The 21,739-nt window shown below is 38.0% G+C and carries 20 protein-coding genes; 6 read left to right on the top strand and 14 right to left on the bottom strand.

What is annotated here, in order from left to right; all coding sequences use genetic code 11:
• The first annotated feature begins 54 nt into the window (after nucleotides 1-54).
• Nucleotides 55-1,326 carry a serine hydroxymethyltransferase gene (glyA, locus tag REI64_RS05850; protein WP_308849170.1) on the top strand — a complete coding sequence of 424 codons (1,272 nt, stop codon included), beginning with the start codon at nucleotides 55-57 and terminating at the stop codon, nucleotides 1,324-1,326.
• A 28-nt stretch (nucleotides 1,327-1,354) separates the two neighbouring features.
• On the top strand, nucleotides 1,355-4,114 hold the full coding sequence (locus REI64_RS05845; RefSeq protein ID WP_308849169.1) for a PAS domain-containing protein: 2,760 nt from the start codon (nucleotides 1,355-1,357) through the stop codon (nucleotides 4,112-4,114).
• 113 nt (nucleotides 4,115-4,227) lie between these two features.
• Here the strand turns inward: REI64_RS05845 and REI64_RS05840 are convergent, their stop codons facing one another.
• The 3 genes from REI64_RS05840 to REI64_RS05830 form a co-directional block, all read right to left on the bottom strand.
• Nucleotides 4,228-5,613, bottom strand: coding sequence for a hypothetical protein (locus REI64_RS05840; RefSeq protein ID WP_308849168.1), 1,386 nt, complete (start codon nucleotides 5,611-5,613; stop codon nucleotides 4,228-4,230).
• A gap of 66 nt (nucleotides 5,614-5,679) precedes the next feature.
• Nucleotides 5,680-6,378 (bottom strand): ComF family protein, encoded by a 699-nt coding sequence (locus REI64_RS05835; protein ID WP_308849167.1) that lies wholly within the window; start codon nucleotides 6,376-6,378, stop codon nucleotides 5,680-5,682.
• A 54-nt stretch (nucleotides 6,379-6,432) separates the two neighbouring features.
• The gene (locus REI64_RS05830; protein WP_308849166.1) at nucleotides 6,433-6,792 is read right to left on the bottom strand and encodes a helix-turn-helix transcriptional regulator; all 360 of its coding nucleotides are present in this window, start codon (nucleotides 6,790-6,792) and stop codon (nucleotides 6,433-6,435) included.
• Between the two features lie 300 nt (nucleotides 6,793-7,092).
• On the opposite strand from REI64_RS05830, the gene REI64_RS05825 reads away from it, so the two are divergent.
• Together REI64_RS05825 and REI64_RS05820 are read left to right on the top strand one after the other, a co-directional pair.
• Nucleotides 7,093-7,350: a hypothetical protein gene (locus REI64_RS05825; RefSeq protein WP_308849165.1), complete on the top strand. Its 258-nt coding sequence runs from the start codon at nucleotides 7,093-7,095 to the stop codon at nucleotides 7,348-7,350.
• A 17-nt stretch (nucleotides 7,351-7,367) separates the two neighbouring features.
• On the top strand, nucleotides 7,368-7,976 hold the full coding sequence (locus REI64_RS05820) for a hypothetical protein (RefSeq protein ID WP_308849164.1): 609 nt from the start codon (nucleotides 7,368-7,370) through the stop codon (nucleotides 7,974-7,976).
• 19 nt (nucleotides 7,977-7,995) lie between these two features.
• Here REI64_RS05820 and rlmN read toward each other — a convergent pair whose 3' ends face one another.
• The 8 genes from rlmN to REI64_RS05780 form a co-directional block, all read right to left on the bottom strand.
• Entirely contained in the window at nucleotides 7,996-9,045 is a 1,050-nt protein-coding gene (gene rlmN, locus REI64_RS05815) for a 23S rRNA (adenine(2503)-C(2))-methyltransferase RlmN (RefSeq protein ID WP_308849163.1), read from the bottom strand.
• A 3-nt stretch (nucleotides 9,046-9,048) separates the two neighbouring features.
• A complete protein-coding gene (locus REI64_RS05810; protein ID WP_308849162.1) occupies nucleotides 9,049-9,330 on the bottom strand; it encodes a Txe/YoeB family addiction module toxin in 282 nt (93 codons plus the stop codon).
• Nucleotides 9,306-9,515 carry a DUF2683 family protein gene (locus REI64_RS05805; RefSeq protein ID WP_308849161.1) on the bottom strand — a complete coding sequence of 70 codons (210 nt, stop codon included), beginning with the start codon at nucleotides 9,513-9,515 and terminating at the stop codon, nucleotides 9,306-9,308. Before REI64_RS05805 ends, REI64_RS05810 begins: the two co-directional genes overlap by 25 nt.
• 119 nt (nucleotides 9,516-9,634) lie before the next feature.
• Nucleotides 9,635-11,170, bottom strand: a complete 1,536-nt coding sequence (locus REI64_RS05800) for an SPFH domain-containing protein (protein ID WP_308849160.1) — start codon at nucleotides 11,168-11,170, stop codon at nucleotides 9,635-9,637.
• 1 nt (nucleotide 11,171) lies between these two features.
• Nucleotides 11,172-11,738, bottom strand: coding sequence for an NfeD family protein (locus REI64_RS05795; RefSeq protein ID WP_308849159.1), 567 nt, complete (start codon nucleotides 11,736-11,738; stop codon nucleotides 11,172-11,174).
• 94 nt (nucleotides 11,739-11,832) lie between these two features.
• Complete coding sequence (gene rluF, locus REI64_RS05790) at nucleotides 11,833-12,750, bottom strand: 23S rRNA pseudouridine(2604) synthase RluF (protein WP_308849158.1); 918 nt, start codon at nucleotides 12,748-12,750, stop codon at nucleotides 11,833-11,835.
• A gap of 168 nt (nucleotides 12,751-12,918) precedes the next feature.
• Nucleotides 12,919-13,416, bottom strand: coding sequence for a DinB family protein (locus tag REI64_RS05785; RefSeq protein WP_308849157.1), 498 nt, complete (start codon nucleotides 13,414-13,416; stop codon nucleotides 12,919-12,921).
• A gap of 378 nt (nucleotides 13,417-13,794) precedes the next feature.
• Complete coding sequence (locus REI64_RS05780) at nucleotides 13,795-14,484, bottom strand: YafY family protein (protein WP_308849156.1); 690 nt, start codon at nucleotides 14,482-14,484, stop codon at nucleotides 13,795-13,797.
• Between the two features lie 96 nt (nucleotides 14,485-14,580).
• On the opposite strand from REI64_RS05780, the gene REI64_RS05775 reads away from it, so the two are divergent.
• The gene (locus tag REI64_RS05775; protein WP_308849155.1) at nucleotides 14,581-17,052 is read left to right on the top strand and encodes an ATP-binding protein; all 2,472 of its coding nucleotides are present in this window, start codon (nucleotides 14,581-14,583) and stop codon (nucleotides 17,050-17,052) included.
• 114 nt (nucleotides 17,053-17,166) lie between these two features.
• Nucleotides 17,167-17,955: a Cof-type HAD-IIB family hydrolase gene (locus REI64_RS05770; protein ID WP_308849154.1), complete on the top strand. Its 789-nt coding sequence runs from the start codon at nucleotides 17,167-17,169 to the stop codon at nucleotides 17,953-17,955.
• 5 nt (nucleotides 17,956-17,960) lie between these two features.
• Here REI64_RS05770 and REI64_RS05765 read toward each other — a convergent pair whose 3' ends face one another.
• From REI64_RS05765 to REI64_RS05755, 3 genes are all read right to left on the bottom strand, one after another.
• Complete coding sequence (locus REI64_RS05765; RefSeq protein ID WP_308849153.1) at nucleotides 17,961-19,325, bottom strand: hypothetical protein; 1,365 nt, start codon at nucleotides 19,323-19,325, stop codon at nucleotides 17,961-17,963.
• Nucleotides 19,326-19,571: 246 nt separating this feature from the next.
• Nucleotides 19,572-20,891 carry a sigma-54 dependent transcriptional regulator gene (locus REI64_RS05760; RefSeq protein ID WP_308849152.1) on the bottom strand — a complete coding sequence of 440 codons (1,320 nt, stop codon included), beginning with the start codon at nucleotides 20,889-20,891 and terminating at the stop codon, nucleotides 19,572-19,574.
• An 80-nt stretch (nucleotides 20,892-20,971) separates the two neighbouring features.
• Nucleotides 20,972-21,277 (bottom strand): hypothetical protein, encoded by a 306-nt coding sequence (locus REI64_RS05755; protein WP_308849151.1) that lies wholly within the window; start codon nucleotides 21,275-21,277, stop codon nucleotides 20,972-20,974.
• Nucleotides 21,278-21,739 lie beyond the last annotated feature (462 nt).

Here is a 21,739-nt window from a genome sequence, read left to right as displayed (position 1 = left end):
CCTAATATTTTGAGTATTTTTACCGAAACAAACACATATTTCCAATTCCAAATAATGAACAGAGACACATTAGTTTTCGATTTAATTGACAAAGAATTAGACAGACAAGAACACGGATTAGAGCTTATCGCTTCAGAAAACTTCGTTAGCAAGCAAGTAATGGAAGCTGCGGGGTCGGTTTTAACCAACAAATACGCTGAAGGTTTACCGGGAAAACGTTACTATGGAGGTTGCCAAGTGGTAGACGAAATAGAGAACATCGCTATTGATAGAGCTAAGCAACTTTTCGGTGCGGCGTGGGTAAACGTACAACCACACTCTGGTGCTCAGGCTAATGCTGCGGTAATGTTGGCGGTAATTCAACCTGGAGATAAAATCTTAGGTTTCGATTTGTCTCACGGTGGTCACTTAACTCACGGTTCTCCTGTTAATTTCTCTGGAAAACTTTATCAACCTTTGTTCTATGGTGTAAAAAAGGAAGATGGTAAAATCGATTATGCAAAATTGGAAGAAGTTGCACTAGCCGAAAAACCAAAATTGATTATTTGCGGTGCATCTGCTTATTCTAGAGAGTGGGATTACGCTTTTATCCGTAAAGTTGCCGATCAAATAGGTGCTTTGGTATTGGCCGATATTTCTCACCCAGCTGGTTTTATCGCTAAAGGGTTGTTAGACAATCCACTTCCTCATTGCCATATTGTAACTACAACTACCCACAAAACTTTAAGAGGTCCACGTGGTGGGATGATTATGATGGGCAAAGATTTCGAAAATCCATGGGGTTTAAAAACGCCAAAAGGCGAAACTAGAATGATGTCTAACTTATTGGACATGGCTGTTTTTCCTGGTACGCAAGGTGGGCCGTTAGAGCATATCATTGCTGCTAAAGCAATTGCTTTTGGCGAAGCTTTAACTGACGAATATGGCGATTATATCAAACAAGTTGGTGCAAATGCACAAGAAATGGCTAAAGCTTTTGTTGCAAAAGGCTATGGTATCATTTCTGGTGGTACAGATAACCATTTGATGTTAATCGACCTAAGAAATAAAAACATTACTGGTAAGGCTGCTGAAGAAGCTTTAGGCAAAGCCGATATCACCGTTAACAAAAATATGGTACCATTTGACGATAAATCTCCGTTTGTAACATCGGGATTTAGAGTAGGTACTGCTGCAATTACTTCTAGAGGTTTTAAAGCAGAACAAATGGAAGAAATTGTTGACTTGATTGATGAAGCATTGATGAATTCGGGCGATGACCAAGTACTTGAAGCGGTAAAAACTAAAGTTCAGGCCTTAGTAAGTCGTTTTCCACTTTATAAATAGTTATATTCGGGTTTAATTACCGAATATTATGCTAAATGTTCCTTCTCCAAGTTATCAGATGGAAGAGCGCCGCTTGGCCGCACTTTACTCTTACGATGTTCTTGGAGAAGGACTTAACAACGAGCTAGATAACCTAGTTAAGTTAGCGGCTCAAATCGCCTCTACCAAAAAAGCCTATATCAGTTTCATTGATAAAGAAAACATTGTTTTTAAGGCTACCTACGGTTTAATTACCCAACAACGCATTTTCAATAGAGCAGGCAGTATTTGTCAATATGCAATGTATAAAGACATTTACGTTGCTCCAGACCTTAGATTAACCAAAGAGTTTCATGATAATGCCTTAATTTCTTCGCAAGATAATATCTTATTTTACGCCAGTGTGCCATTGATAGATGCTGATGGTTATGCTTTAGGTTGTTTATGTGTAGTAGATGATTGCGTGAAAGAGCTTACATCGTTGCAAACTGAAGCTTTACAAACGTTGTCTCTGCAAATTATTACACAACTTTCTTTAAGGCGCAAAAATCTACAGTTGGAAGTTCAAACCAAACGCTCAGAAGAATTCATCAATGTGTTTGAGGCTTCTCCAGAAATTCACTGTATTTTAACTAGAGACGGCGATATTATTTTTACCAACCAAGCTGCAAAGAAAATGCTGGGTTACGAAATTGAAGAAGTATTGGGTAAAAGTATGTGGAGCTTTTGTCATAGTGAAGATATCCATCGAATAATAACTCACATTGAAGAAGGGTTAAAAGAAGGTAAAAAACAGTTCTTTTTGGATTTTCGTGTTGTAGACAAGGCAAAGCATATCAAATGGCTAAGCTGGATCATGGTGGCCAAAGAGGACAGGTGGTATAGCTACGGAAGAGATATTACAGAGAAAAAGCGTTTAGACTTCGAATTAAATCAACTTTCCTTGGTAGCAAGTAAGGTAAATAATGGTGTGGTAATTAGCGATGATTACAATCGGGTAAGCTGGGCAAACGATGCCTTTACTGAAATTACGGGCTTTACTTTGGAAGATATTCAAGGTAAGCCTTTGGGCGATTTAATTAGGGGCCCAGAAACGGACTGGTCTGTAATTGAAGAAGCTAGGAAACTCATTAGCCAAAAGAAATCTTTTACAGTTGATATTTTGGCATACAGAAAAGATAAAAAGAAAATTTGGCTTTCTATCTACAGCACTATTATTTTGAGTGAAGATGGTGAGGTGGAGACCGAGATTGAAATTATCATTGATACGACTGCCAAAAAGAAAGCAGAGCAGGAGCTGGAAGTTTTGTCTACCGTTGCGAGCAAAACAAATACAGGTGTTACAATTTGTAATCAAGATGGAGAGATTACTTGGGTAAACGAAGCTTTAGAGCGTTTAACGGGTTATTCTGCTGCCGAAATAGCAGGTAAGCTGTTAGGCGACGTGCTTTCTACCGACGAAACTGACAGACGTGTGATTTTGGAAGCAAGGAAGGCATCTGAAGACAAGAAGTCGTTCTCTATAGAAGTGTTGGCGCAGAAAAAAGATGGTACGCCGATTTGGTTATTGGTAGCTAACACGCCAATCGTTAACGAAAAAGGCACGGTAGAACGTTACATAGAATTAATTACAGACATTACAGAACGTAAGCAAGTAGAAAGAGACATCCTATATTCGAAAGAGCAAGCATTGCAATTAAGCGAAGCGAAGGAAATGTTTTTATCGGTAATGAGCCATGAAATTCGTACGCCTTTAAATGCAATAATTGGAATGACTCACTTGCTCATCGAAAACGACCCGAAGCCATCCCAAACCGAAGATCTTAATATCTTAAAGTTTTCTAGCGAAAACTTGCTGAACATTATTAACGATGTACTTGACTTTACCAAGATTGAAACGGGGAACCTGCATTTAGAGTTTTTGCCAACCAATCTTCAGCATTTGTGTAATGACATCATTAACTCGTTACAAGTAAATGCGGCTAAGCAAAAAAACTCACTAAAGCTCATATTTGATAACGAAATACCTGATTTGGTACTGGCGGATAAAACCAGGCTTTATCAAATACTGATGAACTTGTTGGGTAATGCCATTAAGTTTACTACGCAGGGAACCGTTGAGTTACGTTTAAAACTAAAAGCTGAAAATGCCGATACCCTCGATATTTATTTTGAGGTTAAGGATAATGGAATAGGCATCCCATCTGATAAAAAGGAATATATCTTCGAAACTTTTACGCAAGCCAAAACGGATATTTCTAGAAAGTACGGCGGTACAGGCTTGGGTTTAGCTATAACCAGAAAATTATTAAGGTTATACCATTCTGATGTAACTGTAGACAGTGTAGAAGGTAGCGGAACAACATTCTCTTTTACAATCAGTTTTGGAAAATCATCGCAAACTGCGATGCAAGAAAAAGCTAAAGCCGTAGATTTTAAAGGTAAAAGAGTTTTAATTGTAGATGATAATGAAATCAATATTCTTATTGCAAAACGGATTTTGATGAAGTGGGGGCTGAGTATTGATTTTGCTTCTGATGGCTACAAGGCAATTGAGTGCATTACAAGAAATCGATACGATTTGGTTTTTATGGACATTAAAATGCCGGGCATTACCGGTTTCGAAACTACAACCATTATCAGAGGGATGGAGGAGGATTATTATAAGAAACTTCCGATTGTTGCGCTAACAGCATCAACTTTGCACGATGAAGAAAGCAAATTTAAGGAAAGTGGAATGAACGGCCACGTATTGAAACCGTTTAGTCCAACCGAGATTAAAAAGGTGCTGATAGATTTTTTGGGATAAAGTAAAGGGCCGATATTCCGAGTGGAACTATCGACCCTTACCATCTAAATTAACGCTCTCGATATAATAAACGAGAAGCATGGTTAAAAAGTTTTCAGAAAGTTCATATTTTTTTAATTATCCTCGTAACATCCTAATTCAGAAGGAAATAATCTTTCTTTTGCTAATATATCTTTCGATAAATAGCTAGAAAAGTACGGATGTGAGATTAAATTTAAACCCTTGTTTTTTGCTGGGCTACTGTCGTTAAGCTTAAAATTACCCTGTCTAGGGTTTATGAATAAGGGATCGGAATTTGTTAGGTTCCCGTTTCCATTAAATCCGCTTTGCGTAGTTTTTAATAAATTGTTTTTGATATCGATAACCGAAACGGCGGTTGATTTTTTCTCGACAGTCAATTCATCTTCTAAACTACCCCAAATGATGTTGTTGGTTAAAGTTGCTTTCAATGGTGCAAATTCGGTGGCACTAATAAAATCCGATAGATGTACTGCCGAGGTTCTACGGGCAAAATTAAAGTTATAAGCTGCAAAGGTGTTTTGGGCTAAGTCGTAGCTACCCCCACCAATTCCGTAAATCAAATACTGTCCGCAGTTATAGAATAAGTTATTGTAAGCGGCTAATTCAGTATGGTAGCCCAATAAACCTACCACTTGCATGTTTTTAACCACTGTATTTGCCAATACCAATTTCGGATTGCTATTAGAAGACAGCGAATCTACAGTGATACCTGCAATGCCGTTTTTAATGGTCGCGTAGTTAATTATAGAGTTTTTGCTGCTACCATAAATATGAATACCATTCCATTGTCCGGGCTCTTCTTCGTAAATGCGTTCAGTTCTGTCGCTAGCAAATAGGATGGTATCTTTTCTTGTTCCCACTGCATTTAAAGTGCCTTTTACGTGCATGGTAGCTCCGTTGTGGAACAACACCCTTGTGCCAGGAGCGATGCTTAACGTTGCATTTTCCTCAACAGTAACCGAACTAGAAATAATGTAAGGCAGTTTGCTATCCCAAGAGGTATTTGTTTTTATAGATGCATTTTTGAGAAATATCGCATTTTGCCCATAAGCAAGTAATGGTATTCTTTCCTTTTTGCCGTTGAAGAACATCAAAATAGAGTCTTGTACTATAAAAGGTTGGTTTTCTAGAGTTGGATTGATGTTAACTCGAACTAGTATATTGATAGAGTCTTTACCGTTAATTTTTACGTTTTTACCATCAACAATTTGCCTTCCGTTTACATTCATCACGAAAGAAGAATTGGCGCCACCACCAATTTTTATTTCATCTAAGTTAATGGCTTTTTCGTTGTAATTGAATATTTTAAATCTGCGTACTGTCGATCCTACAGAGGTGAAAACGGTATCGAACAATACACTGTCAGTAGAAAAATTGAGCTTAGCGTTGGGGTCAAAAGTGATATCCTCGTCTTTATTGCAGGCTGCAAAAGATAAGGTAATGATGGTAAGAAAGAAAAGTAGAATTCTATTTTTCATCTGTTTTTTTATAACTTTTTTATTTGTCAGATGGAGCTTTCAAAGATTAAAATCTTTGACGGTTCATTATTCTGCAAATGCTACAGCAGCGATGCTCAATTTTTTAATTCCATTGTTTAGCAAGATATTTCCGCAAGCTTCTAATGTAGCCCCAGTAGTAACTACATCATCTACTAAAAGGATGTGTTTTTCTGCGAGCTCTTCGGCTTTAATAACGCTAAAAACATCTTGCATGTTTTCGTAACGGGTATATCTTGCCTTTTTGGTCTGGCTTTCGGTAGATTTATCACGCAGTAAATATTTTGTACTTACTGATATGTTTAGTTCTTCTGCCAAACCAGCTGCAATATACTCACTTTGATTGTAACCTCTAGTTCTCATTTTCTTTTGATGTAATGGAACAGGGATAATAAGGTCAATATCTGCGTAAAATTCGCTTTCGATTACCTTTTTCGCTAGCAATTTACCCAAGGTGATACCAATTTCAGTTTTGCCATCGTACTTTAACCCGTGTATCAGGTTTTGTACTTTGGTAGCTTTTTTAAAATACAGCATGGCCATGGCGGCATTTACATTTAGTCTACCCCACAGTTGTTTAGCTACTGGATTGTCTTGGTACAAATGGAAGTCGGTATAAGGCAAATCGAAAAGGCACTTCGTGCAAATATCCTTTTCTCCATGATAAAGTAGTTTTCCGCAGCCATTGCATAGTTCTGGGAAAAGCAGATTAATGAGATCTTCGGTATAACGTTTCAAGGCAAACATTACACAAGTTAATGAATTTTAGTTGATTGGGAAAGATTATGTTTTACTGATGTATCAGTCTAAGCTTTCCGATAAATCGGAACAGGTAGTTGAAGACCAACCTTTTTGACTTAACAAAAGTTTAAGCTCTTTTATTTCTTGGGCTTGCAAAGTAATAATTTCTTTTAAAGCTTCTATGTCGCTTTTGTCTAAGGTGTTTTTTCTGCTATCGGGCAGAAAATCTTCTATTTCTTTTCCTAAAATATTGGCTATTTCCAGCAATCTTTCTTTAGTTACATTAACTTTTCCCGTTTCTATTTTCTGATAGGTACTTTGACTAATACCCAATTTGGTAGCCATGTATCCTTGGCTTAGGCATTTTTCATCTCGGTAGCGGCGAATGTATTCTTCGCAACCGCCAAAAACGGTTTTCAATTCTTCTCGTGATAAAGTTTTGCCTTAATTTTATCAAGGACTAATTTTGCTTTAAACATATTCATTGGTAGGTAATTGTTAAAGATAAAAGTAACGCAGGTAATTCCGTGAATAATTTTATTCACGGAAAATTTTGGCTGAGGAGATGAGTTGTTTAGCTTTATGAAAAGCTTTTAAAATAAATAAGGCAGCACGATTGCAAGCGAAACTGCCTTAATAAACGAATGCCGACGTTTATTGGCATCGCCGTAAATAGGCCAGCGTGGAGGGCCTATAAAACTTACTGTCAAAAGTACAATTATGAAAAATTTAGATTTAAATAAGATTGATTTTGGGGGAGCGAAACCACTTAGCAGAGAAGAAATGAAAAAAGTTATGGGGGGAGTTATAAGTCCAGAAACTGCCCTTAAGATGTGTGCTGAACAGCTTGCTAGAGATATAGAAGCTGAGGAAAATGATATAGTTAAGCAAATAATGTATGACACTGGGTCGGAGGGTTGCATCAAGGCATATGAAGAAATGATTCAGCCTTATACTTTGCCTGGGCATTACAGTTAAAATTAAATTAGTAAACGATGAAAATTATAGCATCCGTTTTTATTTTGGTTTTTATAAACCTCGGTCTGTATGCGCAGACTGAGGTAATATCTATTACAGGCGAAATCGTTGATAGAAAATCTACTTATGCTTATGTGGGGTTTGGTAAAGAAATCTTTTCCGCCAAAATTATCAATAAGGATTTTAAGATAACGTTGCCAAAGAAGGAAGGCTATGAACTTGGCGCTATCTTTTTCTGGTCAGACTCTTTGTCTAATGAGCAAGCTTATCAAATGATAAAGAATGGTCTTGAAGACTCTCGTACCATAGCGATTGAAAATTTATATATTGTCGCTGGAAAAGTAGCGAAGGAGGCTATAGTTAAAGGCGGGCAATACAATCTAGAATTGGATGAAATGTTTCTATGTTTACGAAATAAATCCTATTTGGATTTTTTCGATAAATATCCAAATTCTCCAGTATCATTAACTTTATTACGGATTTTGATAGGCTTGGCGAAGACCGCACCTTATTTTAAGGGCGAGCTCACATTGAAAATTTATTTTGATAAATTGAGCAACGAATTAAAAGGAACTGAACAGGGAAAAAAGCTATGGACAATGATAGCTCCAATGTATAAAAACTGAAACACAACTCGTAAAATAATTAAGCTTTTTCCTTCACTGCCAACTGCCCACAAGCAGCATCGATATCTTTACCTCTGCTACGCCTAATGTTGGTAGTGATGCCCTGTTTTTTTAGATAATTGGCAAAAGCGTCAATTTTATCGCCTTCGGCATTAATAAAATCTGCAAATTGGATAGGGTTGTATTCGATGAGGTTTACCTTACAAGGCACGTGCTTACAGAATTTGGCCAATTCCATTGCATCCTGTATTTCATCATTAAAGTTATTGAAAACGATGTACTCGTAAGTGACCGGGTTTTTCGTCTTCTGGAAATAGTATTTTAAGGCTTCGGCCAATGCCTTTAAAGAATTATGTTCTGTAATGGGCATAATCTCATGGCGTTTTTGGTCGTTAGCGGCGTGTAGTGAAAGTGCCAAATTGAATTTTACGCCATCATCGCCCAGCTTTTTAATCATTTTTGCAATACCAGCAGTAGAAACTGTAATACGTTTGTAAGACATGTTTAAACCGTCTGGGGCGGTAATGCGATCGATAGATTTCAGCACATTGGCGTAATTCAGCAAAGGTTCGCCCATGCCCATGTACACAATATTGGTTAAAGGAATGTTGTAATTTTTCTTTGCCTGTTGATCGATCAAAACCACTTGGTCGTAAATCTCATCTGCATTTAAATTACGAACACGATCCATATAACCTGTTGCACAAAATTTGCAGGTTAAACTACAGCCCACTTGCGAACTTACGCAGGCAGTCATTCTTTCGTCGGTTGGGATTAGAACGCCCTCTACAATATTGCCATCGTGCAACCTAAAAGCATTTTTAATGGTATGGTCGTTACTGAATTGTGCGTTGCTAATTTCAACGGTGTTGATGGTATAGCCTTCGTTCAGTTTCTTGCGCAAATCTTTCGAGAGATTGCTCATCTCATCGAAATTACGGGCAGATTTTTCCCAAAGCCATTGATAGACTTGCTTGGCCCTAAAGGCAGGTTCGCCCATATCCTTAAAATGTTGGGCTAACTGTTCTGGACTTAACGACCTGATATCTATCTTTTTTGTGCTTTGCATTATTTATTTATCGTTGTAGTGACCCATGGCGGATATGATGTAGACGAATACAATGTCTTCCTCAACTCTATAGATTAGCCTATCCTTCTTGTTTATTCTTCGAGACCAAAATCCAGAAAGTTCGTTGCGTAAAAGTTCCGGTTTGCCAGTTCCCGTGAAAGGATGTTCTGCTAGTTCGGCAACAATTTGTTTGATTTTCTTAATTGAAGCTTTATCGCCAGACTTGAAGTGCTTTCGGAAATGCTCATCCGCTAATTCCTCTATTTCAACCCTAAACTTTCCCATATATCAGTGGGGTCTACGGTTTTAAAATTTCCTCTGTTGTCGGCATCTTTAACCATTTTCACAAAAGCAGGGTCATATTGCTCCTTGTCTTCTTTCTTCTCAAAAGGAATTTTCAAGGCCTTAGCAATTGCTTTTAGGGCTGCTAATTGCTCTTTATTGGCAGGGTGCATTACTAAAGTTTCCATCTTCAATTTATTTATACTAACAAATTTGAATGTACAAAGTTAATAAAAAGAATGAGGCTTCGAAAACCTAATTCCGAAGCCTCTATTTATTAAACTTAAACTATGAAAACATCCTTGTTTTAAGCCTTTGGATTGGTGTCATTGGCCTGAATAGTAGGCGTTATTTCGGTATCCTCTCCTTTTAGGTAAGTAGGCAAGTTTAATCCGGCCATGTTAAATAGATCGTTCAAAGGCGGAACGGTCTTCATCATTCCCGATACGAAATTTGCTGTAGAACCAGCTCCATTTTCTCCTGTTCCAGCACCAGAATCCCATACAGTAATTTTATCAATCTTGATATTTTTAACGGCTTCAACTTGCGTTTTAACTAATTCAGGTAATTTCTCAATTAACAATAATTGGAAAGCTTTGGTTGGGTCGCCACCGGCTGCGGCAACCACATCGCGGTAACCTTCTGCCTGCTTGGTCAAGATTTCGAATAAACCTTTCGCCTCTGCTTCCATTTTCGCATAAATCGCATCAGCTTCACCTTTTGCGTTTTCTCTAATGGTTTCGGCGTCGGCTTGTGCTTGAATGATCGCTTTCTGCTTGGCAATTTCTGCAGGAACAACAATATTTGCGATTTGAGTTGCTCTTTCTCTCTCAGAACGTGCCTCCTCTGCTTTTTGCTCTGCTAAGTACGATGCTTCTAAAGCCTTAGCTTGTTGTACTTTCTCTGCGGCTACTGCAATTTTCAAAGCTTCAGCTTCTTTTTCACGACGCAAGGCATCTGAACTGGCAATCTCAATCTTCGCTTCGTTTTCTCCTTTTACGGCAATCGCATTGGCTTCTGAAGTTTTGATACGTGTATCTCTTTCTGCTTCAGCTTTACCAATAGCTTCATCTTTAAACGCAGAAGCGATACTAATTTCTCTATCTTTTTGAGTAATGGCGATTTTAACATCACGCTCACGTTGGGTTTCGGCAATTTGAACGTCTTTTTCTCTATCGGCAATAGCTTTACCTGTTTCACCAATTTTGGTTTGTTCCGCAACGCTGATGATCGCTTCGTTGATGGCTTTTGCCGCCGCTTCTTTACCTAAAGCCTCAATGTAACCAGACTCATCTTTAATATCGGTTACGTTTACGTTGATCAATTTCAAACCGATTTTCTTTAATTCGGTATCAACGTTTTTAGAGATATTATCTAGAAATTTATCACGGTCAGAGTTGATTTCTTCGATAGTCATGGTAGCGATTACCAAACGCAACTGACCAAATAAGATATCTTTCGATAATTCTTGAATATCAGCAGGAGCTAAACCTAACAAGCGTTCAGCAGCGTTGTTCATACTATCTGCTTCGGTAGAAATAGCGATGGTGAAACGACAAGGAACATCTACACGAATATTTTGTCTACTTAATGCATTAACTAAATTTGCTTCGATAGAAATTGGTTTTAAATCTAAGTAAGCAAAATCTTGAATTACCGGCCAAATAAAAGCGCCACCACCGTGAATACATTTTGCGGATGTGCCACCTGTTTTTCCATAGATCACTAAGATTTTATCAGAAGGACAGCGTTTGTAACGTGCTAATAAGGCTGAGAGCGTTACAAATACAACGATAACAGCAATTAAAATTAAGGTAATAGGCGATTGTAAGAGGTTTTCCATGTTATATTTTTTCTACGAGTACTAAGTTGTTACTTTCTATTTTCACGATTTTTACGGCTGCACCACTGGCAATTTGTTCATCGTTGGTAATGGCATCTACTTCTTTGTAAGATCCGTTTACACTCACTTGTATCTTTCCCATTCCAGTTCTTTTTTCGGGAATGCGGAGGTAAACAGAACCACTTCTGTGCAAAAGTGAGGTGATTTTAAAAGAATTGTCTTCCGCTAGTTTTTGTATCTGTTTAATGATGGCGAAGAAAATGAGGATGAAAGCCACGCCAACTACTACAGATAAGATGATTAAGATAGGCCTGTTGGTAATTAAACCATAGAAGGAAATGCCTGTCCAGCTAAAACCGAGTAAGAAATTAATCAAGTTCCTGAAAGAGAAAAGTTGAAAAGGAGCGTTGCCGCCGTCCAAGTCGCCATCAAAATCTGCATCAATACCGTCGCCAGAATCGGCACCAATAAAGGTCATTACAGTTTGAATGATGAAGATAAAGCTGATGGGTATAGCTAGATACCAAAATACCCTAAGTAAGGGTTCGAGATTGTTTAGTGCGTCCATAGATTATAAATAGTGTGTTCCTCGCTAATATAATGAAATTGGGGGATTAATGCAACACTACTTCAATAAAAAGTAATCGAAAAAGGGGTATGGCTTATCTTCTTTTCCCTTTTGCTGAAAAATTTTTAGGTTTTGCTTTAGCAGAACTGTTTCTAGCGTTTTTGTTTGGAGATTTTCCGGCAGATTTAGATACTGTTTTAGTTCTCTTGTCGGCGTTAGTACCAAATTTAATTGCTTTCTGCCTGCTAAATTCTTTTGCGGCTTTAACAGCGGATTTTTTTTGAGTTTCTGCTTCTGAACTGGAGTTAGATAGCAGTTTGTAAATAGAATTTAGTTCTTGTTCTTCTAACTCACGCCAATCGCCAACGGCAAGTCCTTTTAGCGAAATGTTCATAATACGCACTCTTTCCAATCTAACAACCTCGTAGCCAAAATGCTCGCACATTCGTCTTATTTGTCGGTTTAATCCTTGTATTAGTGTAACTCGAAGTACATTTGAACTTTCTTTTTTAACCTTGCATTTTTTGGTCATTACACCTAATATGGGTACGCCATGCCCCATGCCTTCAATAAATTGGTCGGTTATGGGCTTATCTACGGTAACGATATATTCTTTTTCGTGATTGTTACCAGCACGAAGAATTTTGTTTACTAAATCGCCATTATTGGTAAGAAAAATTAAGCCTTGCGAATCTTTATCAAGCCTGCCGATAGGAAAAACACGATCGCTGTAATTTACATGGTCAACAATGTTGTCTTTAACCGAGGCTTCGGTAGTACTAGTTACGCCTACAGGTTTGTTATACGCTAAAATTACGGTGTTGTCAGCTTCACGAGCTTCAATTTTTTGTCCGTTTACGCTTACTACATCACCTACAGCAACTTTATCGCCAACTTTTGCTCGTTTGCCGTTGATAAAAACCTGACCTAACTCAATGAATTTATCGGCAGCTCGTCTTGAGCAAAGTCCGCTTTCGCTGATGTATTTATTTAAACGCGTGGTGCTATCCATAATTGGTTCTTCGAAGATGCAAAGTAACCAATTCTAATTTGAATATCTTGTTGTAGGCTTCAAAAAATGAAACACATAGGCACATAGTATTTGGTAATTCCAGCGAAGTAGCGCCTATTTTTATTTCAAAATTCTACTTCAACTATGTGTCTATGTGGTTTGTAGTATTTAGAAATTCTGTTCGTCGGCAGTTGGCCCGTAAGAACCTGGAACCGGAATGTTTAACAATCGGAAGTAAACACCAAGTTGGGCTCTGTGATGAGTAATTTGATTTAGAGAAACTCTAATTAATCCGTATTTAGTTGTTTCTACATGAATTTGCTCGCCGGTGCGCAAAACCCAAGGCTTTTCTAAAAAAGCTTCTTCAACTTCTGCTAAGCTAGCTAAGCTTTCGGCTAAACCTTTGTCTAAAATGGCAATTAGCTGGTCGTTGTTTTCAACTTTTGTAGGGTTGTAAGGTGCAGTTGCAAAATCGAGTTCGTCGGTTTCTACGCCTAACTTTGGCCAGCTAAATAAGTCGGCAATGTGGGTTACCAGGTCCATCATCTTCATGCTTTTTTCGTGCGGTGCCCAATCTGGTTTGTCGAATGGTACTAATGCTAAAAATTTACGGGTTGTTGCTGCTTCTGCAGTTAGTTCGTGTGTTAATAATTTGATGATATCCATAACGTTTATTTTTTGTTGAAACAAAGTTGGGATGGGGGAGTGACAACCCTATGGCAGTGGGAAAATTGATGGTGAAATTTTTATTTTTTACCATGTAAGACATTTAAGAGTATTTGAGTTTTACAACGTCAAAGGATGAAAAGATTTTAGCTAGAGGCGTTGGATAGGAGCTTGCTTTGTTAATTAAGCCCGATTGTAGTGGAAATACTTTTTGGTGCGTCATTTCGACGAGGTATGAGGAGGAATCTGTAAGTTAAGTACTTCTATTTAACAGATTTCTCTCTGCGTTCGAAATGACGGCAACAGAATACAAAAAGATTACAGCGGAAAGCGGGGCTGCAATTGCCGATAATGGATGACAATCGCTTTCAAAAACAACTAATAATCAACAGGCAGCTGTTTCATGTAATCGTTAATGCTGATGTGCGATGCGAGTGTAAAAGGCAGTGAGGAACAATTGAGTTGCAGGATGTTGTTGACTTTAAAATCTCGGTAGGAGTTGCGGAGGTGGCAATAGCCGATTAAATGCCAGGAGAAGGCGTAAAAAATTAATCCGATGGGTTCTAAACGGCGCTCGCTAATTTCTTCTTTGTAATTTTTGTATTTGATGTGAACAATATTTTTATCTGCAATGGCATTTTGGAGCAAAGAAAGATACTCAACATCGCTGTGCATACGTTTTGGCAACTGAAGCCTGATGTTCTCATTCAGGTTCTCGAGCACTTCTTTCTGATTGCTTTTTAGTACGTTCTTCACTTTATCTAGCGCACTGTGGTAATGCTGTTTGATAGATTTATCAGCAAAGCCTTCTATAAAACGTTCCATCATTAATAAAGCACTGGCTTCGTCGGTATTAAAAGAAACTGGCGGAAGAAAATAACCCTGAACAATGAAGTAGCCTTTGCTGGGTTCGAAGCTTAAAGGCACACCCTGTTCGGCCAGAGCTTTTACATCTCGATAAACGGTACGAACGCTGATTTCGAAACGATTGGCAATGGTTTCGGCACTTACATGCTTTTTAGATTGCAATAAAATGAGGATGCCGAATAGCCGATCGATTCTGTTCATTTAACAAAGATATAGTTTGGTGAAGAACTTCTAAGTAATAAAAATTTTAGATTTTGAAAACACTTTCGGTGCGTGTTTTGTGGTTATTATTTAGATATGACTTCGACAACGCAACCTCAGAAACATTTTTTTAGAGCTACCAAAGGCAAAGTGGTGCTCGGATTTTTGTTTGCAGGTTTGGCTTTGGTGATGGCCTGGGGTGTAAGTAAGTTTGTTTTTGAAGAAATATTGGGTACGGTTGAAAAAATATCGACCCCCAATGATAAGTTAAGGCTGGTAAACAAACTTTCGCATCAAATAGCCTCTTTAGACCAATTGCAGCGGGAGCCGAAAAATAATGTGAGCTTTTTTGCTGCTACACAGAAATTACGCAGAACACTAGATACCTTAAATACACTTTACGATGCCGACCAAGAACAGCAAAAGCGAATTTCGAAGCTGAAACAGTTGCTAAAAGATAGAGATAAGCAGTTTCTGCTTTATTTGGAAGTGAAGGAAAATTTAGTGAATACGCAATCTTTTTCGGAGGAGGTAGAAAAGTTAAACACTTTGTTTTCACAGCGCACCAGAGAAGCGGATAGTGCCGTTTTTACTACAGAAACTTCAACTTCAACCACCACAGTTGCGCCAGAAGATGAACAAAAATCTCGTGGTTTTTTAAGCAGATTGTTCGGGAAAAAGAAGGCAGAGGTTTATAAGATTATCAGCGAAGAATACAAGGTGAAGAAAGATACACTAAACCCCCTGGTTGAAGATAGCGTTATGCGGAACGTAGAAGCTTCGTTAAAAACGATAGAAACCGAACAGCGCCAAAAGAGCAATCGTTTTTTAAAGAAGGAAGCTGAATTGGCCAGTTCTAGTAGTGCGCTCACCAAACAAATGCTTAATGTACTTCGTGAAGTAGAATCGGAAGCTTTAACACAAATAGACTCTACAGGAGAACAGGCAAGAGCAGTGGTTAGCGAGGGGGTTCAGCAAATCAAGATCATCATTATTGTGTTTTTTGTGATTACCCTGATTTTGGGTTCATTAATTCTTATCGATATTACAAAGAACAATAGATATAGGGTGGCGCTAGAAAAAGCTAAAGAGGAGGCAGAGTATCACGGCAGGGCTAAACAGCGCTTCCTTTCTAATATGAGCCACGAAATTAGAACACCTTTGCAAGCTATTTTGGGTTATGCAGAATTTATTGCACGCCAAGACCAACCCGATAAAAAGCATGTAGATGCGATACATCGTTCTTCGGTGCATTTGTTGCAGATTGTAAATGAAGTATTAGATTATAATCGGATTACTTCGGGTGAGTTTAGCTTTAAACAGGAGAATTTTGATCTTCAAAAATTATTGGACGAGGTGTTGGATGCGGTACGCCCTTTAGCGGAAAAGAAAGGCATCAGTCTGTTGGCTAATTTTGATTTAACCGAACCACATTGGGTAAATGGTGATGCCTTTAGATTAAAGCAAATACTCTACAATTTGTTGGGCAATGCCATTAAGTTTACCATGAAAGGTTATGTGAAGCTTTCGGCAGATTGTAAGGAAGCGGAGGGTTTAGTACACTGCTATTTTACTGTAGAAGATACTGGCATTGGTTTTTCGGAGAAAGATCAGGAAAATATTTTTAAGGAGTTTGAGCAGGTGGCCAACCAAGACCATCAGGTAATTAACCAAAATGGTACTGGTTTGGGTTTGGCTATTGTAAAAACATTGGTTGATGCACAGCAGGGCCGAATTACTGCTAAAAGTAAGCCGGGTAAGGGCACTTCGTTTGTGGTTTATTTGCCATATCAGCAAGTGGCTGCTCCATTAGAAACAATTGGTTTGGCGAAAACGAAAGCTGTGGATAGAACGAAGACCGTTTGGGTAATTGATGATGATAAACTGATCTTAGAACTGTGCGATTTGATTTTTTCTGCCCACAAAATTCCGTATAAAACTTTCAGCACCGCCGAGGCAATTTTGAACGAACCTTTAGACGATAATTTAGCCTACGTTTTGGTAGATATGCGTTTAGAAGGGATTACTGGCATTGAACTGCACCAAAAGCTAAAAGCGAAGTTGCCTGCCAATGTGAAGTATTACGCTATTACTGCGCAGGTTTTGCCAGATGAACAGCAGGCGGTTTTAGATCAGGGGTTTGAAGGCGTGATCATTAAACCTTTTAAAGCGGAGGATTTGTTGAGCTTGTTTGCAATTCCGCCTGCTATAGAAGAAATAAGTTTTGATGATACTTCTTTGCAAAAAATGACAATGGGCGACCAAGAAATGATGGGAAAGATTTTGGCCAGCTTTAAACGAGATTGCGAAGAAGATAAAATGCTGTTGCAACAAAGTTTGGTAGATGGAAATCAGCCGCAGGCAAGGTTGGTTGTTCATCGCCTAGCTGGAAGGGTTGCGCAAATTGGAGCCAAAGATTTAGGTGCTGCATTTAGGCAATTGGAGCAAGAGATTGCCGATGTAGAAATGTTGGATGAAGCTATTCAAACTAGCATAACTGATTTGCTGGAGCAGTTGCAATCGTTATTAAGGACTATAGAATTTCGCATCGGCACAATTTCTCACTAATTATTTCTCCCGCAGATTAACACAGATTTTTTCGCAGACACAAATGACTGAAAAGTTACATCTGCGGGCCTAAATCTGCGAAGATCAGCGGGGAATGTTTCTTAACTTTGTTTCATGCAAAATCCATCCGTAAAAGCTATTTTTTTCGATATAGACGGTACATTATTAAGTTTCAAAACGCATAAAGTAGCTGATACTACAGAAAAAGCAATTTCCGAATTACAGGCTAAAGGCATAAAGATTATTTTATCTACTGGTCGTTCAATTAACAGTATTGATCATGTGAAATATTTAAATTTCGATGGATACATTACTTTTAATGGGGGTTATTGTGTAACGAAAGATGAAGAACTGCTTTTTAAACAGTGCATTGATGCTGATGATATTCGTAGAATTTTAGCTTATGCGAAGGAAAATTCACTGAGTTTTTCTTTCATGTCTGAGAAGGAAATTGGTATCTATGATGTAACTCCAGAAATTGCTGGAATGTATGCGCATGTTAACCTTCCGGTGCCGCCAATTATCGATTTTGATAAGGTTGATGTTACTTCTGTTTTGCAGACAAATATTTTCTTAGGACCAGAACAGGAAAGTGCTTTTATGGCTGCGGTAATGCCAAATTCTACCGCCTCTAGATGGACACCTTTATTTGCGGACGTTAACGCAAAAAACCAAAGTAAAAAAGTAGGGATTGATGTTTTCTGTAAATATTTTGGCATTGATTTAACCGAAACCATGGCTTTTGGCGATGGCGGTAATGATATTGAAATGCTGAAGCACGTGCAAATAGGAGTAGCCATGGGCAACGCCAATCCGGAAGTAAAAGCAATAGCAAATTACGTTACTGATGATGTAGACAGTGATGGCATTTGGAATGCTCTGAAGCATTTCGAGATTATTTAAGGTTATTACATTAGGCTAATTTTGTAACCTCCTCCATTACAAGAAGTACAAAATTTAGAAGTGGTATTATAGCCACTACCGCTGTAGGTATATTTGTTGTAAATGCCTTTCTCTTCGTAATAGTAGGTGTATGGTGTTTGTCTTGTTTCTGTTCCGGTGCCATAGCAAATAAAACAATCTCTAATATTTACGGCTTTCCAGTAACCGCCTAGCGAAGTAAAATGTAAACTGCTTACCACTTTGTCAGGCCCTATGGCCATCACTCGCCATTTATCTTTTCCTTTTTTTGGAATAAATGCAATGTCTCTGATACTATACTGTCCATCTACATCTTGATAATTAATGTACACATACTTTGAGTTTGGTCCCGGATTTGGGTCGTTGGTGTAGTATAAATTATAAATTTGCTTTTGCGGTTTTGGCGGTGCGGTAGCTTGTGTTACTTTTATATTTTTTCCGTTTTGCTTAACTTCGAAATCGTCGACTACTTTTTTTGCCTCCGAACGAAAAGCATTTAATTGTTCGGGTGTTAGCTCTTTTTGTAGGTCTTTCAGCAAATACCCCTGACTGTTAATGATAATATCAAAGGCAGCACCCATATCTTTTGTGGCTGCTTGCATTACTATAGGCCTCATTTTATCTAAAATTTCTTTATCAGAAAGTTGTTCTGATTTTAATAGTTTGAATAGGGTAAGCCCATAAGCAGCCGCAGCTTGTCGAGTAGTTGCATTTCTAGCGAGTGTGGTATACTTATTCATTAAAGTATCCAACATTATTTTTTGGTTTTGAGCTACGGTTTTATCGACAATCACTTCTAAACTAATTTCGTAAGGCGAATTGTATTTTATGTTTGATGCAGCTTTTATAATTATAATATAGTTTTGATGTGGTTTCCATTGCCAAATCATTTTTTTCTCACCATAATCGGTTCTGGTGTAGAAAGTGTCCCTAACATTAGTAGGTAATGCTAGAGCAACAGTTTCTTGCAATTGTCCAATTTGTTTATTAAAAGACAGGCTGTCAGCAGTATTTATTTTTCTCATATATGCTATCCAGCTGTAATTTATTTTAGCCATATTGTTGTTGTACGATACATAGCGAGATAAAATGCCAGTACCGTTTGTCGCTTCTGGAAAAGGTATGGAACTGAGCAACATACCATGCGTTTTGGAAACAACAGACATAGTATCTACCAATTGTAATCCATTGTTTTTGGGGTTGACAGCAACGGCTATTACTTTTTTAAGTACTTCTACTCGCTCATTTGCAGCTGGTTTAGCTAGGGTTGTTTTCGGTTGTGAATTTGCAATTAATGATGTTGCTAAAAGGATTAGAAATACAATAGTTTGTTTAATAGCAGGTTTTTCCATCTTTGGCTAATTAACTGGCTGTAAATATATTGCTTAGCTTACAATTTTGGATACCCGAAAATACGTATTCTAAAAGATGCAAATAGTAGTATAAGCCATTGTTAAATAAACCTTATTGTAGCGGCAGCTCCCAATTGAGCGCAGCGAAAGAAGGGACTACAGCGGAAAGAAGGACTTGTTGTTGATAGTGGTAGAGGTTATGCTTTTCAGAAAAAATGGGCGGAAAATGTTTAGCCCGTACGCAAGCTAATCAATTCCGTAGCGCTCCATTTTGGCGTACAGTGTTTTCCTGTCGATATTTAACAGTTTTGCTGCTTTAGATTTGTTGTACTTCACTTTGGTTAAAGTTTCGGCAATGAGTGCTTTTTCGTTGCTTTCGTTCACCGCTTTCAAATCAGATGGATTGTCTAGCGGAACTTCATTTGCAACAGCAATCTTCATTTCATCTGGCAAGCTATCGGCGGTGGCAACACTGCCAGCGGTAAGCAAAACCATGCGCTTAATTACGTTTCGTAGCTCACGGAGGTTGCCTGGCCAATCGTATTTAAGTAGCAGACTTCGAGTTTCTTTATCCAGTTCCTTTACGTTTCTGTTTAGTTCTTCGTTAGATATCTTGATGAAGAGTTCGATGAAAAGCTCCAAATCTGAACCTCTTTCTCTTAGCGGTGGTAACTGAATTTTGAATTCGTTGATACGATGGTAAAGGTCTTCGCGGAACTCGCCATTTTTCATGCTGTTGGCCAAATCATCGTTGGTGGCGGTAATGATACGCACATCAACTGGAATTTGTTTGTTGCTGCCCAAAGGTTGAATAACTCGCTCCTGCAAAGCTCTAAGCAGTTTAACTTGCACTTCGTAGCTCAGGTTTCCAATTTCATCTAAGAAAATAGTACCTCCATTTGCGGCTTCGAACGAACCTTTTTTATCGGTAACAGCCCCAGTGAAAGCTCCTTTAACATGACCAAACAGTTCGCTTGCGGCTAAATCTTTAGAAAGTGCACCGCAATCTATAGCAATGAATGGTTTGTTTTTGCGTTTGCTTTGTTGGTGTAAGGTTCTTGCGGCAAATTCTTTTCCGGTACCACTTTCGCCTTGTATCACTACAGACATATCAGTTTCGGCAACTAAGTCTATATGTTGATATAACCTATTGGCAACGTCACTTTTCCCTCGAATGAAATTGTTTTCGGTGTTTTTTTGAGTTTCCTTTTTCTTAAGTGCGTTGCTAATTACCATTAAAAGTTCATCGGGATTAATAGGCTTGGTGATATAATCCGATGCACCCAAATGTATGGCCTTTACAGCTGTACGAACATCGTTAAATGATGTCATGATAATTGCGGGTACTGATAGGCCAGTTTCTCTTCTGTGATTAAGTACATCTATACCTGTACCGTCTGGTAAGCGGTAATCGATTAGTAGAAGTTGGAAATCTTCGTTCGCAATTAATTTGAGAGCTTTGGCAACATTACTTACGGTAGTTACTTCGAAATTGTTCTTAATTAAAAATCCTTCAATAATCTGAGCGAAAGTGCTGTCGTCTTCAATAATTAAAACAGATGCCATATATACAAAAATAGGAAAAGCCAGTATTATATAACTGACTTTTCCGGCTTTTAGTTTTTAAGAATGTAATATAGATCTAACTATTCTACTGGTTTACCTTCTGCGTCAAATTTCAATGAGGCAGTTTCTTCTTCTTTTTTCACATCAACTTGGAAGTAGTTTTTATCGCCATCTTTCACGCTGAATGCTGCTGTTGGTGTCCAATCTTTATATGGATCTGTTGCCAATACTGTTTTAATTGCATCTGGTAAAGCTGATATTTCGATAGGAGTTTTCACTACGCTGTCTTGAACCGAAACAATTTCTACTTTATTGATTGAAGCCTGAGCTTGAGTTGCTGTAAAACCTGCGAATGCTACGATAGCTGCTACAAATAACTTTTTCATAATATCTATTTTTAAGTTTAATACATTTTGTGAATTATACTAATTAATACTACATAATGATGCCAACAAGGATTTGATGTTGTGTCAAAACTTTAATTTCTTGAAAATCAGTTTATTGTAGTTTTTGTGTTAAAATTAGTTTTGAGGACTTTCTCTACAACTTGTTTCTTATGTCGACAATCAACAGATTGATGATCTAGAAGGTGTTTACTATGAATTTGATAAGTTTTCTTAGGAACTCTGTTGCATATCTTTCTACTGTTGCTTGTGGTCGTCCTCCTTCTCCATAACGAGTAAATCAGTACAAAAAAAAAGCCAGCATTAAAGCTGGCTCTTTCAAATTATGTAGTTTTTAGAATGATCTCATTATTCTACTGGTTTACCTTCAGCGTCGAATTTCAATGAAGCTGTTTCTTCTTCTTTCTTCACGTCAACTTGGAAGTAGTTTTTATCACCATCTTT

This window comes from Pedobacter sp., assembly GCF_031119335.1.
Taxonomy (GTDB): domain Bacteria; phylum Bacteroidota; class Bacteroidia; order Sphingobacteriales; family Sphingobacteriaceae; genus Pedobacter.
This window is presented reverse-complemented; position numbering and strand designations above follow the sequence as displayed.